12 protein-coding genes and 1 pseudogene are annotated in these 14,433 nt (G+C 69.5%); 8 read left to right on the top strand and 5 right to left on the bottom strand.

From position 1 onward, the window contains the following. On the bottom strand, window positions 1-1,362 hold the full coding sequence (locus tag G3I40_RS14520) for a tetratricopeptide repeat protein (RefSeq protein WP_164302586.1): 1,362 nt from the start codon (window positions 1,360-1,362) through the stop codon (window positions 1-3). A gap of 235 nt (window positions 1,363-1,597) precedes the next feature. On the opposite strand from G3I40_RS14520, the gene G3I40_RS14515 reads away from it, so the two are divergent. From G3I40_RS14515 to G3I40_RS14500, 4 genes are all read left to right on the top strand, one after another. Continuing rightward, the gene (locus G3I40_RS14515; RefSeq protein ID WP_164302585.1) at window positions 1,598-2,353 is read left to right on the top strand and encodes a hypothetical protein; all 756 of its coding nucleotides are present in this window, start codon (window positions 1,598-1,600) and stop codon (window positions 2,351-2,353) included. Window positions 2,354-2,447: 94 nt separating this feature from the next. Then, window positions 2,448-3,368: a phosphotransferase gene (locus G3I40_RS14510; RefSeq protein ID WP_164302584.1), complete on the top strand. Its 921-nt coding sequence runs from the start codon at window positions 2,448-2,450 to the stop codon at window positions 3,366-3,368. Next, window positions 3,369-4,067 carry a class I SAM-dependent methyltransferase gene (locus G3I40_RS14505; protein ID WP_164302583.1) on the top strand — a complete coding sequence of 233 codons (699 nt, stop codon included), beginning with the start codon at window positions 3,369-3,371 and terminating at the stop codon, window positions 4,065-4,067. It abuts the gene before it with no gap. Window positions 4,068-4,096: 29 nt separating this feature from the next. Beyond that, complete coding sequence (locus G3I40_RS14500) at window positions 4,097-4,645, top strand: hypothetical protein (RefSeq protein WP_164302582.1); 549 nt, start codon at window positions 4,097-4,099, stop codon at window positions 4,643-4,645. Between the two features lie 145 nt (window positions 4,646-4,790). Here the strand turns inward: G3I40_RS14500 and G3I40_RS47135 are convergent. Then, window positions 4,791-5,000, bottom strand: a pseudogene (locus G3I40_RS47135) (mobilization protein); the annotation flags it as partial. 17 nt (window positions 5,001-5,017) lie between these two features. On the opposite strand from G3I40_RS47135, the gene G3I40_RS14490 reads away from it, so the two are divergent. After that, entirely contained in the window at window positions 5,018-5,872 is an 855-nt protein-coding gene (locus tag G3I40_RS14490) for a tyrosine-type recombinase/integrase (protein ID WP_164302581.1), read from the top strand. 59 nt (window positions 5,873-5,931) lie between these two features. Here G3I40_RS14490 and G3I40_RS14485 read toward each other — a convergent pair whose 3' ends face one another. Beyond that, window positions 5,932-6,666, bottom strand: a complete 735-nt coding sequence (locus tag G3I40_RS14485; protein ID WP_343244929.1) for a restriction endonuclease — start codon at window positions 6,664-6,666, stop codon at window positions 5,932-5,934. Between the two features lie 32 nt (window positions 6,667-6,698). Beyond that, complete coding sequence (locus G3I40_RS14480; protein ID WP_164302579.1) at window positions 6,699-7,850, bottom strand: hypothetical protein; 1,152 nt, start codon at window positions 7,848-7,850, stop codon at window positions 6,699-6,701. A 1,070-nt stretch (window positions 7,851-8,920) separates the two neighbouring features. Here G3I40_RS14480 and G3I40_RS14475 point away from each other — a divergent pair. Beyond that, window positions 8,921-10,300 (top strand): DUF1254 domain-containing protein, encoded by a 1,380-nt coding sequence (locus G3I40_RS14475; RefSeq protein ID WP_203644062.1) that lies wholly within the window; start codon window positions 8,921-8,923, stop codon window positions 10,298-10,300. Between the two features lie 107 nt (window positions 10,301-10,407). On the opposite strand, the gene G3I40_RS14470 is transcribed toward G3I40_RS14475, so the two are convergent. Beyond that, a complete protein-coding gene (locus G3I40_RS14470; protein ID WP_164302577.1) occupies window positions 10,408-11,769 on the bottom strand; it encodes a DUF1254 domain-containing protein in 1,362 nt (453 codons plus the stop codon). Between the two features lie 199 nt (window positions 11,770-11,968). Here G3I40_RS14470 and G3I40_RS14465 point away from each other — a divergent pair, with 199 nt between their 5' ends. Together G3I40_RS14465 and G3I40_RS14460 are read left to right on the top strand one after the other, a co-directional pair. Further along, window positions 11,969-12,646 carry a GAP family protein gene (locus tag G3I40_RS14465; protein WP_164302576.1) on the top strand — a complete coding sequence of 226 codons (678 nt, stop codon included), beginning with the start codon at window positions 11,969-11,971 and terminating at the stop codon, window positions 12,644-12,646. Then, window positions 12,643-14,334 carry a SulP family inorganic anion transporter gene (locus tag G3I40_RS14460; protein WP_164302575.1) on the top strand — a complete coding sequence of 564 codons (1,692 nt, stop codon included), beginning with the start codon at window positions 12,643-12,645 and terminating at the stop codon, window positions 14,332-14,334. The genes G3I40_RS14465 and G3I40_RS14460 overlap by 4 nt, the downstream gene beginning before the upstream one ends. The last annotated feature ends 99 nt before the right edge of the window (window positions 14,335-14,433 follow it).

The raw sequence follows: 14,433 nt of genomic DNA, 5'->3' as shown, positions 1-14,433 counted from the left end.
TTAGGCGAGAGCCTCGCGGGCTCGACGGGCAAGCTCGGCCACGCCGGGCACCTTGCGGCGCTGGTAGATCGCCAGGGGCGAGCGCAGGGACGAGATGGCCTTGCGGGTGCGGTCGGACGTCATCCCCTCCATCAAGGTCAGGGACTGGGACCACGCGGCGATCGCCTCGTCGGCGCGTGCCTGGGCCGCGAGGGTGTCGCCCAGGTCTGCGTAGGTGAGGGCGTGGACGCGCTTGTATTGGACCGGGTCCCAGCGGGTGAGTGCGGCTCGGTGCTGGACCTCCGTGCCAGGGTGGTCGGCGAGGTCGGTGAGGGTGCGGGCTGTGTGGCTGGCCACGGTGCCGGCGGCCGGGCCGCTGACGCGGGAGTAGCTGGGCTGCGGGCCGTCCTCGCGGAGAAGTGCGTCCTCGGCGGCGAGGAGGGCGCGGGCGGCGGAGGGTTTCTCGCCGACTGCGGCGTATGCGCGGGCGTGGGTGATGTGGAGGAGGGCTTCGGTCTGGCCGTCTACACGACCGAGGCCGCGGGTGAGCGCGCCTTCGACGAGGTCGACGCAGTGGTGGGGCTGCTTGAGGCTGAGGGCCTGGTGGGCGAGGGCACGCATCATCCAGGCGGCGTGGCCGTTCGGGTCGGCTTCGCAGGCGAGTTGGTAACCGACCTGGTAGTAGCGCTGGGCAGCGCCTTCCTGGCCGAGGTCGTGGTGCTTCCAGCCTGCCAGGTAGGCGAGTTCGGCGACCGCGCCGAAGGCTGCTTGGCGTAAGGCTTCGTTCGGGTAGCGAGCTCGGAGCATGGGGGCTGCGGTGTCGGCGAGGTAGGCGGTGACGGTGGTCAGGCCGTGGCCGCCGCCGAGGCGTTCGTCGGCGGAGCTGAACGCGGTGGTGATCTGGCGTACGACGTCGACGTCTTCAGCGCCAACCAGGACTCCCCCGGCGCGGGCGCGCAGCATGCGAGAGGTCGCCTCGTGGTCGTATGCGAGTGGCATCGCGACCCCGGCGGTGGTGAAGGCGGCGATCGCCAGGAAGCGCCGTCGGTCGACGTCGGCGCGGCCTAGCTCCGTTGCGGCGACAACTGGATCAGGGTTCGCGGTGGCGGTCGACGTCTCCGTCTGGCCGCGCAGGCCGATCTCCGTGGGTGTGACTGTGCGCGCCAGACGACGGGACAGGGCTTCGGCCAGGTACTGGCCCATGCGGCCGCTCGGCTCACGGGCACCGTTGACCCAGTGGGAGATCGCGGACTTGTTGGTCTGGAGGATCTCGCCGTTCTCAGCGGCGATGCGGCGTACGTCCTTCGCAAGAGCGTCGAAGGTGCAGCCGCTTGCCGAGATCACGTCGCGTAGACGTGAGTTGGGCTGGTTGGGCGTTGGCACGACCTCCCCCGATCAGGAGCTGTAAACCGCGTATACCGCTTCCGCCGCCTCACACCGTACCCACTGTGCGTGACGACCGGTTCACTAATCATCAGCCGCCCGGAACGGTTCCAAGTTCCGATCGACCGTGATCCAGGCTCCCCCTTCCTGGTCCGGGCGGCCTCAAGTTCCGTACGACCGCTTCGGGTTCGGGCATTCCTGTGCCCGAACCCAACCGATGAGAGACGGAGACACCGTGACCACCATAGATACCGCGGCCATCACGGTCGTGCTGCCCGAGGCGTTCGACGAGCGCTGGAGCCGCCTGCCCGGCGTCCAGGTCGACGGCTGGCGCATCACCATCGACCCGGCCGAGTACTTCTTCCGCTTCGAGTCCAACACCTGGCTCGTCGCCGACTGGGAGCTGGTCAAAGAGCAGCTGCTGGGCGTGGACGAAACGACCGAGAGTGCGGTCGAGCAGCTCGCGCTCGACTTCATCAAGGAGCACGCGCGCTCAACCTCGGACGCCGCACACGTCCTGGCCACGGCGTACGAGGTGTACGCCTACCTGTTCCGTGAGGAGCACCTTGCCTCGCTCGGTCTGCCGCAGATCACCGCCGAGCACTTGCGGATGCTGCGCGAGGCAGCCACGCTCATGGCCCTGAACAAGGTCGAGCTGGACGGACACATCTCCAACGTCGGCCCGTGCTGGTTCTTCCCCGCCGCCACCTCCGTCGTCTTCGACCTGGACGTCGAGATGGGCGGTCTGCTCGACGAGGTCTACCACGGCGGCTGGTTCAACGAGCACCGCCGCATCGAGTCCATCAAGGCCCACGCCGCGCTCGGCGGGCGCCTGGTCCACGGCTGCCAGTCCGTGCCGGACCAAACCGGCGGCGTCGTCGCGCCCTACGGTGCGTCGATGGCCAACTTCCTTGACGACCTTGCCCAGTTCAAGGCTGGGTGGATCGAGCAGGTCTACTCCCACCGCGTGACCGGTAACCCGGCCGCGTAGCCCTTCGACGAGGCTCCGGGGCGGGATGCCACCGCAGCACTCCTCCCGCCCCGGACGCCTTCATCCCCGTACAGGAAATCCAGGAGCACTCCCCATGGACGAGTCCCTCACCGCCGAACTCCTCCACAACCTGTGCACCGCCACAGGACGGCCTCTCCCCACTCGCGAAGCAGTGCGGGTGTGGTCTATGTCCGGCGTCGAACGCGTCACCTTCCCCGACCGCACCACCGCGATCTTCAAGTACGCCAAGCGCCCGTTCGACAGCGAGGACCAGGCCCTGCGCCTCGCCCACACCCTCGGCATCCCCGTGCCCAAGGTGTACGCCTCCGCCGTACGCGACGGCCGGCTCGGCATGCTCCTCGAAGACCTCGGCCCCGTGACTCGCGAGGCCGACGACCTCGACGGTGCCGCGGCAGCGGTCGTCGTGCACGGCGCCCGCACCGCACCGGCGCTCTCTCTCATCGACGAAGAGCGGCTCCGTACCCTTCCGGCCCGCGCCCTCGACCAGCTCCACGCCCTGCGGAAAGCCGACCGATGGGCAGCCGAGGACACCGATGACATCGAGCAGGCCCTCGACCTCCTCGCCCGAGCCGCACCGCACCGCGCGACCGGCGCCACTCTCGCCCCGTTCGGCTGGGTGCACTCCGAGTTTCACCCCACCAGCCTCCACATCGGCAACGGGAACACCTGGCGCCTGCTCGACTTCGCCCGCGCCTTCACCGGGCCCGGCCTGCTCGACCTGGCCAGTTGGCACGGCACCGTCGAGAACCCCGATCCCGTCCGATTGGGTGTCTTCATCGAGCAGTACGTGGCTGCGGGTGGCTCGCCCGACGCTCTCGCTCGACGCGGTGAACTCCCTGCTGAGCAATGGGCGTTGGGGTGGCAACGCATCTGGAGCGTGGAGTGGTTCATGGAGCAGTCGATCCGTTGGATCAACGACCCCGCCGCCGACCCGGCGTACATCAAGGTCGTACGCCGCCATCTCACTGACGTCCTCCGCCTGCTGGAGGTATAGATGCCCACGGCACCAGCGCCCTCTCCCTGGCACGCCCACGCCCTGCAACGCACCGCAACCGCGCCCGCCGAACCTCTCCCCGTCCCCGCCCGGATGGAGTGGACCACCCGCCCGGGTCTCGGCCCCGGCGCGGAGATCCTCGGCACCGACCTCGGCCACCGTCGCATCCTCGAACTCGGCTGCGGCCCCGGCCACAACGCCGCCCACCTCGCCACCCGCCGCGGCGCCCGCGTCACCGGCGTCGACCTCGTCGGCATCCAGATCCGCCGAGCCCGCACCCACTACGGCCGCCTCTCTGGCCTCACCTTCGCCGCCGGTCACGCCCTTCATTACCTCCAGGCGACCAACGAGCACTTCGACGCGATCTATTCGGTCTTCGGCGCAGTCGGCCTCGTCCCACCGAACCTCCTCCTGCCTGCCGTCGCCGACCGCCTCAAACCGGGCCGCACCCTCGCCTTCACCGTCCCTCATCCCCAGCGCGGCGGTCGACGCCCCGCCATTGACGATCGGCCTCGCCGCGACCACGTCACTCTCCCCGACCGCACCCGGCTCCCCATGGTGCGGTGGGAGTTCGATGCTCAGCGATGGGAACAGCACCTCGCCCGCGCCGGCCTCTGGCTCACCTCAGCACAGGACTTCCACGATCCTCGCCACGGCCCGTGGCCGACCACCCTCTTGATCACCGCGCGCAAGCTCTGACCCGCCCCTCGCCTGAGCCGGAGGAACCGATGCGCCCGCCCTACCTCTTGATCGACATCGACGGTGTCCTCATACCGTTTCCGCACTCGGACGGAGCCACTCCGCCCCATCACATCCGCTACGACGTCGTACCTTCCGGTCGCCCGCCAGACACTCCCGTTCCGGTGTGGCTGAACCCGGCGCACGGGCCGATGCTCACCGACCTCATCCGCACGAGGCTGTTCGCCCCGATGTGGTGCACCAGCTGGCGCCACGACGCCATCACGCTGATCGGTCCTCTGCTCGGGCTGCCCACCTTCCCTTACGTCGATCTGCCCCGACCGAACATCACCACCAGCCACCCCAACGGCTACCTCTGGAAGCGTGACTACGTGGACGCGTGGCTCGGCGACGCACCGGCTGCCTGGATCGACGACGACTTCACCGATCTCGACCACGCCTGGGCGGCCGCTCGCGCCGCTCGCGGGTTCCCCATCCTGCTGGTTCAGCCCGACCCGTACGTCGGCCTGCTGCCCGAGCATCTGGCGGCAGTGCGGGGCTGGGCAGCGGACCCGCATTTGGCGAAACGGGCCGCTTAGGGCCCACCAGCCCAAATAGGGCGGTGGAGTCCGCCGATGTCCAGAGTCGACATTTCCGTCGTCAGCGTCGGCGGCCCTGTTCTGCGACGGTCCCACGCCTCACCGCTGGGATCTGCTCCTGCTGCGCTGCAGATGCGAGGTGCATCGTGTTCAGCCTGCGTGCCGCCTGCGCGCGCCTGTTCGGCTCCGCAGTGATACGCCAGTTGAGGACCTCGGCAGGGCGCTCGGCGGAGTCGAGCTCGCGACTGGCGGCCACCTCGGCAAGGAGGCGCTGGGTGTTGTGACCGGCGGATTCCGCGCGGGCGAGGGTAGTGGCCAAGGCCGGCCAGGCGGAGTCGGTCAGGATGCGCCTGGATCAAGCGACGGCTGCAGGTGCTGGACGAGACGACGGTCGGGTTGGTCTTCACGCACCTGTCGTCCATCCTGGCCATGGCCGTGGACGACGACCTGATCGCCAAAAACCCCTGCGAGACGGGGTCGGTAAGGCGCGTGAAGCCTCGGCGATCAAAGAAGGCAGCGAAGGACGTGCCCCTGTCGTGGGAGCAGACAGATGCTCTGCGGCCGCACCTGCCCGAGCGCTATCAGGCCACGGTCGGCTGCGGCCGGGGGCTGGGCATGCGGCAGGGCGAGATCTTCGGCTTCAGCCCCGAGGACGTCAACTGGCTGCAGAAGGACAAGGTCGTCCATATCCGCCGCCAGATCACTCACGACCGCGGAACCCTGGTCTTCGCCCCGCCGAAGGGCGGCACAGACGACGACCCCAAGGACCGCTTCGTACCGTTCGGCGATCCGCTGGCCTTGCTGCTCAGCGAGCACATGCGCAAGCACCCGCCGGTCGAGGTCACCCCGCCATGGATGACCAAGGACGGTGAGCCGGTGACCGTACGCCTGGTCTTCACCACGCGCGAGCGCAAGCCGCTGAACAAGAACTACTTCAACTACCTCTGGAAGGGCGCCCTGGAGGCGATGGGCGCGATAACGGCCCTCAACGACAAGCCCGTTGGCAAGGGCCGCAAGTGGGAGGGGTGCCGCGACAAGATGATGCACGCCCTGCGGCATCTCTTCGCCTCCGAAGCAATCAACGAAGGCGTCGACGTCTACACCCTCGCCGATCTCCTCGGCCATGAGGATCCTGCGTTCACGCTCCGCCGGTACGTCCATCGTGTGACCGGGGCCGTCGAGAAGGCCCGCAATGCGATCGGCCGACGCTACCAGCCTGCCGCTTAAGGTCGGCCTTTCGGGACGGCTCATCAGGTCAACTGGTGGGCCGTCACGAAAGTTCGAGGCTAGAGGCCCCTCTCGATCGAAGTCGCGATGGCGCGAAGGCGCTTCGCCGCCGATCGCGCGTCACCGATCCGGTAGGTCGCATAGCGCGGATCCTGCACGTCCTCGATGCTCCGTACGATGTCCAGGTCGAGGCGGTCAAACAGCCTGAACGTGTCGAGCAGTTCGTCGATGTTCGGCGCCAACGGCGACCCGCGCTCGATCAGCGAGACATCGCGTGCCGAAACGGCCTCCTCCGTCTCCGACTCGGTCTTGAGTCGGGAGATGACGAGGGACAGGATGTCGAGCTCACGCTGCCGCGTGTCGATGAGCCCGGCAAGCCTGGACAGCCCGTCCGGCGCCTCGAACAACATCCCGACATCCGCCGGCCGCAGGCCGAGGGCCTCGACGGAGCTGACGACCTGGCCCAACTCGTCGGCGGTGATGAGCGCCCATTGCTTCCGCTTGGCCATGTTCTTGATCGTGTCGCCGCCGAAGGCTGGGCCGATAATGGCGACGTACTCCGCAGAACGCTTCTCCTTGTGCGTGTCGATTGCCACGTCGCTCACATTGTTGTGCGTGACCCGACCGGATGCCGTCGACTTTCCGTCCACGATCGCGGTCCGCAACGACCCGTTGCCGTCATACCACTGCACGAGGATGTCGGTGTCACCGGAACCACTGATGCGCTGGGCACGGAAGCCCATGTGCCTGAACGCGCTCTCGATGTACACCTCGAACGCCGCACCGGGTGCCAAGCCATCGGCGCCCGGGTCGACAGAGCTGCGCGTCAGTGATTCCGCGATGAGCGAGAGCTTGTCCGGTTCGCCCGGCGCACACGACGTGCTTTGCGCCAGGCCCGGGTCTCGATGAGACCCAGCCCGGTCGCCGTAGCCTGGACCGACGACCAAGACGTCTCGATGAGCAGGCCAGATTCCACCATGAAGGCCGTGAGCCACCGCACCTTGTCCTTGTTCAAGCCGTACGTGATGCCTTGCCCGTACACGTCGTTCCTCGGAACATTGTCCTTCGCCGCACGGATCAGCTCGCCGACGAACTTCATGTTCGCGTGAAGGATCCGGATGAAGTCGATGTCCGATCCCGACCGCAGCCACGCCTTGGCAGCCGGCGTTGCCGTGAACACCCCGCGGCGGACCTCCAGAAGCAGCCCTGCGGCGCGAATGAACGGCAGCATGCTGTCGACGCTGCTGCGCTTCAGGCCGAACCGGTCGGCAATGAAGCCCAGCAGTGCGCCCTTCTCCATCTGGTCCTCTGCGGCCGCGATGCACGTCCGCAAGTTCTCGATCTTGTTGGGGTCCTCTTTCGGGCTCGGAACCCAGATGTTGTAGGTGTTCCTGGTCTCCTGGGCGCCCTCGTTCGCGGCCAGGTGCGCGAGGAGTGCGGCAATCTCCTCCGGCGCTTCGGGAATGTCGACCGCTTCATCCGAGTCGTGCACGGCCAGGGCCGGAGGCGTCACGACTTCCCAGGTGGCGTAGAGCGACCGTCCATCAGCGGTCGCGCTCTGCTTCCGCTCTCCCAGCCATTCGGTCAGCCCCAGGACTTCGAGCCAGGTCATGCGGAGACGCGTGTTGTTGACGCTCGCCCAGTCGAGGTTGTACGACTCAATCAACTCGGCATTGACCTCTTCGACCGTCAGCGGCTCGCGCACGAGGAGCTCGAGCACCTCGGCGAATAGCCGGATCCGCTCGGCCATGGACGAGGCGAGACGTGAGCGCGACTCGTCCGCGAGCAGTTCAGAGCCCTCGGGGGCCAGTTGTAGAACCCCTTTTCGATTCTGGACCAACCCCATCGGACGCAGCGCGTACGAGTACTGCCGCCAGGACCTCGACGACTCGACACTCGACAGCTGCGGCCGCGCGTCGAGATCCGTGGCCTCGCCAGCGCCGATCCGGCGAACGAGCTCAAGGGTGAGCGGGAACATCTCATCCTTCCCGCACTGGAGGTTCGGTACGGATGACGCCTGCTGCCTCCACCTGCTCCGCTGCGCCTCGAGAGTGGGCACGCTCGAGGCGGTGGCCGGTTGGCTGGTCGCGCTGAAGAGGTCCGGAGTCATCCTGGTGTGGCCGTTCTGTTCATAGCGCTGTCGGGGGATTCGGCAGAGGCTCCTGCCATGCGCGCACGTTACTTCGCACCGCTGACAGGCGATATCCGCCTCTCAATCAGGAAACCTGAACTGACCGATCAATAGCTGATCCAGATCGAATGCGTCACACCCTGTCGCCACTGCTGCCGGATAACCCCGCAGTGAACCCTTCGCGCAACTGCCGGCCCCTCCCACGAGGCGACATGAACGCAGTGACCGCCCCGCCGGCGTGCCGGACGACCACAGCTGTGGCCTCCTGCGGATCCGCCCGGTCAAACCGGACCTCCGACAGCCACTCCGCCGGTACCCGGCCGACCCAGCGCTACGGGCCAGAACGACGCCATCTGTAGCGGCCTTTTCGGCGTGTATGTGGTGAATCGTCTGAAGCGCGAGGCCGGCATCAAGGGTTGACCGTGCGACACGTACTCGGCAATTAGCCCTGCGCCGGGACGGGGACGATCGCCCGCCCTGAACACGCCGCCGATCAGCAGCGTGCACCCGGTGTGCCCCCACACGCCATCGCAAGCCGATCTACGCAGGTCAGAGCGTTTCTCTACCTCTACTTCGACATCAAAGCCAGAGCCTCTCTCCAGCGCTCCGGGCCGTCGCGCTCAGCCGTGGGCCGTGTCCTCCTCCTCGATGGGAAGGGCACGGCCCGCGGTCGTTGGATCAGGCCGCAATGCAGTGCCACCGTCGGATGCAGGCGCGGCGCCCTCCGCCCTCTCAGCTGCCTCAGTCGCCGACGAGGAACTGTTGCTCAACCCGGCGATACGGGTGGGTCGGGACGTCACCCGTCCGGTCCCCCGCGATGGCCGGTGGGAGCCCGGCCCGGAAGGGTGGCCACGAGTGTGCGGGTCCGATCTCGGTGGGAAGGCGTCGGGCCCCCGGCGGCCGGGAGAGGGGTCATCGTGGTGGAGTTCGTGGACGGGTACCCGGAGGCTGAGGGCGCCGCGCGGGCGCGCGACGCGCGGGATCTGCGGCGGGCCGTGGAGGCGTACCGCTTCTTCTATCCGACGGTGTCCCTGGAGGGCATCTTCAAGGGCACCCGGGACGCGGGCGCCGTCGACAACGAGACGGCGCTGCTGTTCATCGCGCGACCGCACCACCTGGGCTTCACCCTCAACTCCGACACCCCGTACTCGGGCGGCATCCTCGACCTGCGCAAGAGCGGGCCGATGGTGATCGAGCTGCCGCCGGGCCCGCTGATCGGGCTCGTGGACGACCATCACCACCGGTGGATCGTGGACGTGGGGCTGCCGGGCGCGTACGCGGAGAAGGGCGGCAAGCACCTGCTGCTGCCGCCCGGGTACGACGGCGAGGTGCCCGGGAGCGGGTACGTCGTGGCGCGCAGCGACACCTGGACCGCGTTCTGCGCGCTGCGCGTGCTGCCGCTCGGCGGTGACGTGGAGAAGGCGAACGCGCTCTTGTCGTCGGTGCGCTTCTATCCGTGGGCGAAGAGCGACGACCCGCCCGCGTACACCTTCACCGACTACAGCGACCACGCCATCGACTGCACGTGCCTGGCGTGGGAGGACAACCTGGAGTACTGGCGGGTGCTGCACTCCGTCATCGACTCCGAGCCCGCGATCGAGGAACTGCGGCCCATGCTGGGGCTGTTGGCCGAGCTGGGGATCGAGGCGGGGCGCCCCTTCGACCCCGACGAGCGGCTGGCCGGGGTGCTGGCCGAGGCCGCGCGCACCGGGCGGGACGAGATGCTGGTGTCCGCGTTCGCCTCGGACCGGCCGGACCGGACGGTGTGGCCGGACCGGACCTGGGAGTGGGCGGGCCTGCGCCCGGAGAACGGCACGTTCGAGCGGGAGGGGTCGCTGGACGTCGAGGCCAAGGACCGCTGGTTCGCGCAGGCGATCGTCGCCTCCCCCGCGATGTTCCGGCGGGTCGTGGGGCAGGGGTCGCTGTACTGGCTCGGGCTTCGGGACGCGCGGGGCGACTACCTCGACGGCGGTCGTACGTACAAGCTCACCGTGCCGCTGCCGGTTCCGGCCGGGCTGTTCTGGTCGGTGACCGCGTACGACGCGCAGACCCGCTCGGAGGTCGTCGCCGACCAGGGGCAGGCGGCGCTGCGGTCGCTGTTCGAGGGGCTGGAGAGCGGGGGCGGCGACAGCGTCGACCTGTACTTCGGGCCGAGCGAGCCCGCGGGCGCCGAGGGGCGCTGGATCCAGACCGTGCCGGGACGCGGCTGGTTCGCGTACTTCCGGATCTACGGGCCCCAGGAAGCGGCCTTCGACGGGTCGTGGAAGCCGAGTGACTTCGAGCGGGTCGACGGCTGAGACGTCGAGACGTACCGACACCGACGCAGGAAGAGGGGCGCCCGGCGCATCGCCGGGGCCCCTCTTCTTGCGTCGTTGCGTCTCAGGTCTTCCTGCGTCGTGGCGTCTCAGCCGTCGACCCGCACCACCGCGGGCGGCGCGTACCGGCCCGTGAGGATGTCGGCGGTGGGCAGGTACTGGCGCAGGATCAGGCGGAACAGGACGCCGGCCTCCGTCGTCGGGAGCCAGTTGGCCTCCTTGCCGGGGCCCGGGTTCTCGCGCTGGAGGTAGAGCGTGAGGGAGCCGTCGGCGCCGTACACGAGGTCCTTGGTGAGGCTGCCGAGGTGGTAGCGGCCGATCGGGTTCTCGACGAGGAAGCCCTGCGGGTTGAGGTACATGGTGACCGACCAGAAGGCGTCGACAGGCGGGAAGTCGTCCGGTCCGAAGCGGATCTCGTAGCGGTGCTCGCCGGAGAGCGGATTGCCGTCGCCGTCGAGGATGGCACCGATGTAGTACGCCTCCTTCGCACTGTTGGCGAGCAGGCCGATCTGGGCGATCTCCAGGCGGGAGAAGTAGTCGGTTCCCCAGTCTCCGATGGTGTCGACGTCGACCATCACCCAGCCGTTGCGCGACGGGCCGGCGAACGGCATGTCCGCGTACAGGTCGTGCAGGCCGTCCGCGATGGCGCGCCTGAGGCCGTCGAGCGCGGCCGGGTGCAGGGCCTCGGGGTCGAAGGGGCGGTGGGGGGCGACGCCGATGCGGGCCAGCAGGCCGAGGACTCCGGCGTCGGCCGCCGGGGGCGGGCTGGCGCTCAGGCAGTCGGCGAGTGCGCGGTAGAAGTCGAGCGGGTCCCCGTCCTTCTCGCGCCAGTTGAGCGCGGGCGGGTTCGTCGTCGGGTCCGGCTTAGGGGTCGCCGGGTCGGCGGGGCGCAGCGCGATCTGCTTCTGCAGGGCGACGGCCGCGGCGACGTCGTCGTCGAGGATCGTGACGCGGGCCAGGAGGCAGAGTGTCGGCGTGGGCGCGGTGAGGACGCGGGTGATGCCCTCGGGGACGGTGCCGCGCCAGCCGGGGCCGGTGAGCAGGTAGTCGCCGCCGACGGTGTCGCCCAGGCGCGTGCCGACGTAGCCGAAGCTGTTGGTGTACATGTCCAGGAGCTGGACGGTGAAGTAGCGGTCGGTCACCGGCGGCACGGAGAGGATCACGGCGCCGGCGGACAGGTCGACGAAGGTGCGCGAGTAGGGGGCGTCGACGATCGGCGTGACGAAGTAGGTGTCCTTCGGCTCCGCGCGGCGCGGGGTGTGGTGGATCTCGTTGATGGCGCCGAGGTGGGTCGGCGCGGAGGTGTCGACGTGCCACTCCCACAGGCTGCGGTGCATCTCCAGGAGCGGGAAGCCGTAGCGGAAGGCGGTCATGCCGAGCCAGTAGCCCTCGTCGCCCTGGGACTTCTGGTGGGCCTCGGCGATCTGCTGCTTCAGCGTCTGTGCGTCCATGCGGGATCCGATCCGGTGAATACCGTTCGTACGGTGACATGAGGTGCGTAATACCCCTCAACGGTCCGCGGTTTCGCGGGGCGTCGCAACCGCGCACCGTCACCCGTACGGCCGCACCTCCGTTGCGGCGCCCCGGCGGCCCGGAGAGGCTCGGGCCTACCGTCGCCGGGGCGGGCACGCGGGCCGAACGGAGGCAGCGATGGGCGACGCCATCGGACAGATGCTGGCATCGGCGGCCGGCATCGCCATCAGCCCGCTCCCCCTCATCGCGGTCGTGCTGATGCTGGCGACCCCGCGCGGCAAGGTGAACGGCACCGCGTTCACGCTCGGCTGGATGCTCACGCTCGGGCTGATCACCGCGGTGGTGGTCCTCGCCGGTTCCGGGGCCGGTGCCGATGACGGCGGGGCGCCCGCGACCTGGACGTTCTGGCTCAAGCTGGCCCTCGGCGTGCTGTTCCTGCTGATGGGCGTCAAGCAGTGGCGGGGGCGCCCGAAGGAGGGTGAGGAGCACCGGCCGCCGGGCTGGATGCGGGCGATCGACACGTTCACGCCGGGCAAGTCGGCCGGGCTCGCCGCGCTGCTGTCCGGGGCCAATCCGAAGAACCTGGTGCTCGCCGTCGGCGGTGCGGCCTCCATCGCGAGCAGTTCGGCGAGCGCGGGCGGCAAGGCCGTCGCGGGCGTCCTGTTCGTCGTCATCGGCTCGCTGTGCGTGCTGCTGCCGCTCCTCGTGTACGTCTTCGGGGGCAGCAAGTCCGAGCGGGTGCTGGGGAGTTGGAAGGCCTGGATGGCCGAGCACAACGCGGCCATCATGACCGTCGTCCTGGTGGTGCTCGGGGCCAAGTACGTGGGGGACGCGATCAGCGGACTGACGGCATGAGACGGCCGCGGCTGCCCCGGCTGGGCAAGCCCACGCCGTCCGACGTCTCGTCCGGGCTGGTCACCGGCCTGTTCTCCATCCCGGAGGGCATGGCGTACGCGGCGATCGGCGGCTTCAACCCGGTCGCCGGCATCTACGCGGGCGTCGTGCCGACCGTGCTCGGCTCGGTCTTCTCGCGCACCGTCCTGATGGTCACCACCCTCACCTCCGCGATCGCGCTGACCTCGCAGAGCGTCATCGAGGAAGCGGGCCTCGACGCGACCGACGCGGGCAACGTCGCCGCGCTCGCCGTCCTCGCCGGGGCCGTGATGCTGGTCCTCGGCGTGCTGCGGCTCGGCGTCGTCATGTCGTTCGTGTCGAACGCCGTGATGACCGGTTTCTCCACCGGGATCGCCCTGCAGATCATCACCGGATCACTGAAGGACGCCACCGGCTACGAGCCGGACGGGCACAACAAGCTCGTCCAGCTCGGCGACTGGCTCGGGCATGTCACGGACTGGCGGCTCGCGGCCACGCTCACCGCGCTCGTCACGGTCGTCGTCTGGTTCCTGGTGCGGCGGGTCAAGCGCCTCGAACCGGTGGCGATCCTGGTGGCGCTGCTCGTGGTGAGCGTGGGCGTCGCCGTGTGCGGCACGGACGTGGAGCTGGCCCGTGACATCGGACAGATCCCGGCGGCGCTGCCCTCCTTCACCGCGCCGGACCTGTCGTCGGTGGGGGCGCTGCTGCCCGGCGCGTTCGCCGTCGCCCTGGTCGGTCTCGCGCAGGCCGCGTCCATCGGGCCGACCGTGCCCAACCCCGACGGCTCCAAGTCCTCGGTGAACGGCGACTTCGTGGCGCAGGGCCTCGGCAACATCGGCGGTGGCCTGTTCGGCGCGCTGCCCACCGGCGGCTCGATGTCGCGGACCGGCGTCGCGGTCGGCGCCGGGGCGCGCACCCGCTGGACCGGGATCTTCGCCGGGCTGTGGCTGGCGTTGCTGGTGCTCACCCTCGGTTCGCTCGCGGAGCGCATCCCGATGCCGGTGATCGGCGGCCTGATCATCGTGATCGGCTGCGAGCTGGTCGTGGGCCGCGTCCCGGACGTCCTGCTCGTCCTGCGCACGTCCCCGCTGTCCGCCGCCGCGATGGTCGTCACCTTCGTCGCCACCACCCAGCTCCCGCTCCAGCAGGCCATCGTGATCGGAGCGGTGCTCTCGCTGCTCCTGTACTGCGTGCAGGCGGCACGCCAGGGCGACCTGCACGCGCTCACCGAGACCGACGACGGGCGCTGGCAGGTCGGCGAGGTGCCCGCACGGATCGCGCCCGGCACCGTCACCGTCCTCTACTACGGCGGTTCCTCGCTGTTCGCCGAGGCGCCGAGGATCGACGAGCAGTGGCCGGACACGACACACGCACGGGGCGCGGCCGTGGTCCTCGGGCTGCGCGGCGTCCCCGACGTCCCGTCCTCCGCCGTCCTCAAACTGCTCCGCCGCTATGCCCGTGACCTGCGCGCCCACGGCGGCCGCCTCTACCTCGCGGGCGTCGAGCCCCGCTTCCTCGCCGTCCTCCACCGCACCGGCCTGGCCGCGGAGCTGGGCGAGGACGCCGTCCTCCCGCCGACCCCCGATCTCTTCGGCGCCCAGCGCGAGGCCGTGGCCCGCGCCCGGCGCTGGACCCGGGACGGGTCTTCGCAGCGGCCCGCAGGAGGATGAGGGCGGGGCGGGCCGGTCGTGGGGTCTGCCCGTCACCTTCAGAGGGGCCGCTTGTGCGTCGTGCGGTCGCGGTGGCGGCGGGCCCGGAAGCGGCCTCGG

This window comes from Streptomyces sp. SID14478, assembly GCF_010548525.1.
GTDB lineage: Bacteria > Actinomycetota > Actinomycetes > Streptomycetales > Streptomycetaceae > Streptomyces.
This window is presented reverse-complemented; position numbering and strand designations above follow the sequence as displayed.

What these genes read in the sequence shown, in the direction of transcription:
- G3I40_RS14510 (WP_164302584.1), top strand. Translation starts at nt 2,448, where the DNA reads ATGGACGAGTCCCTCACCGCCGAACTCCTCCACAACCTGTGCACCGCC.
- G3I40_RS14505 (WP_164302583.1), top strand. Translation starts at nt 3,369, where the DNA reads ATGCCCACGGCACCAGCGCCCTCTCCCTGGCACGCCCACGCCCTGCAA.
- G3I40_RS14500 (WP_164302582.1), top strand. Translation starts at nt 4,097, where the DNA reads ATGCGCCCGCCCTACCTCTTGATCGACATCGACGGTGTCCTCATACCG.
- G3I40_RS14480 (WP_164302579.1), bottom strand. Translation starts at nt 7,850, where the DNA reads ATGTTCCCGCTCACCCTTGAGCTCGTTCGCCGGATCGGCGCTGGCGAG.
- G3I40_RS14470 (WP_164302577.1), bottom strand. Translation starts at nt 11,769, where the DNA reads ATGGACGCACAGACGCTGAAGCAGCAGATCGCCGAGGCCCACCAGAAG.
- G3I40_RS14465 (WP_164302576.1), top strand. Translation starts at nt 11,969, where the DNA reads ATGGGCGACGCCATCGGACAGATGCTGGCATCGGCGGCCGGCATCGCC.
- G3I40_RS14460 (WP_164302575.1), top strand. Translation starts at nt 12,643, where the DNA reads ATGAGACGGCCGCGGCTGCCCCGGCTGGGCAAGCCCACGCCGTCCGAC.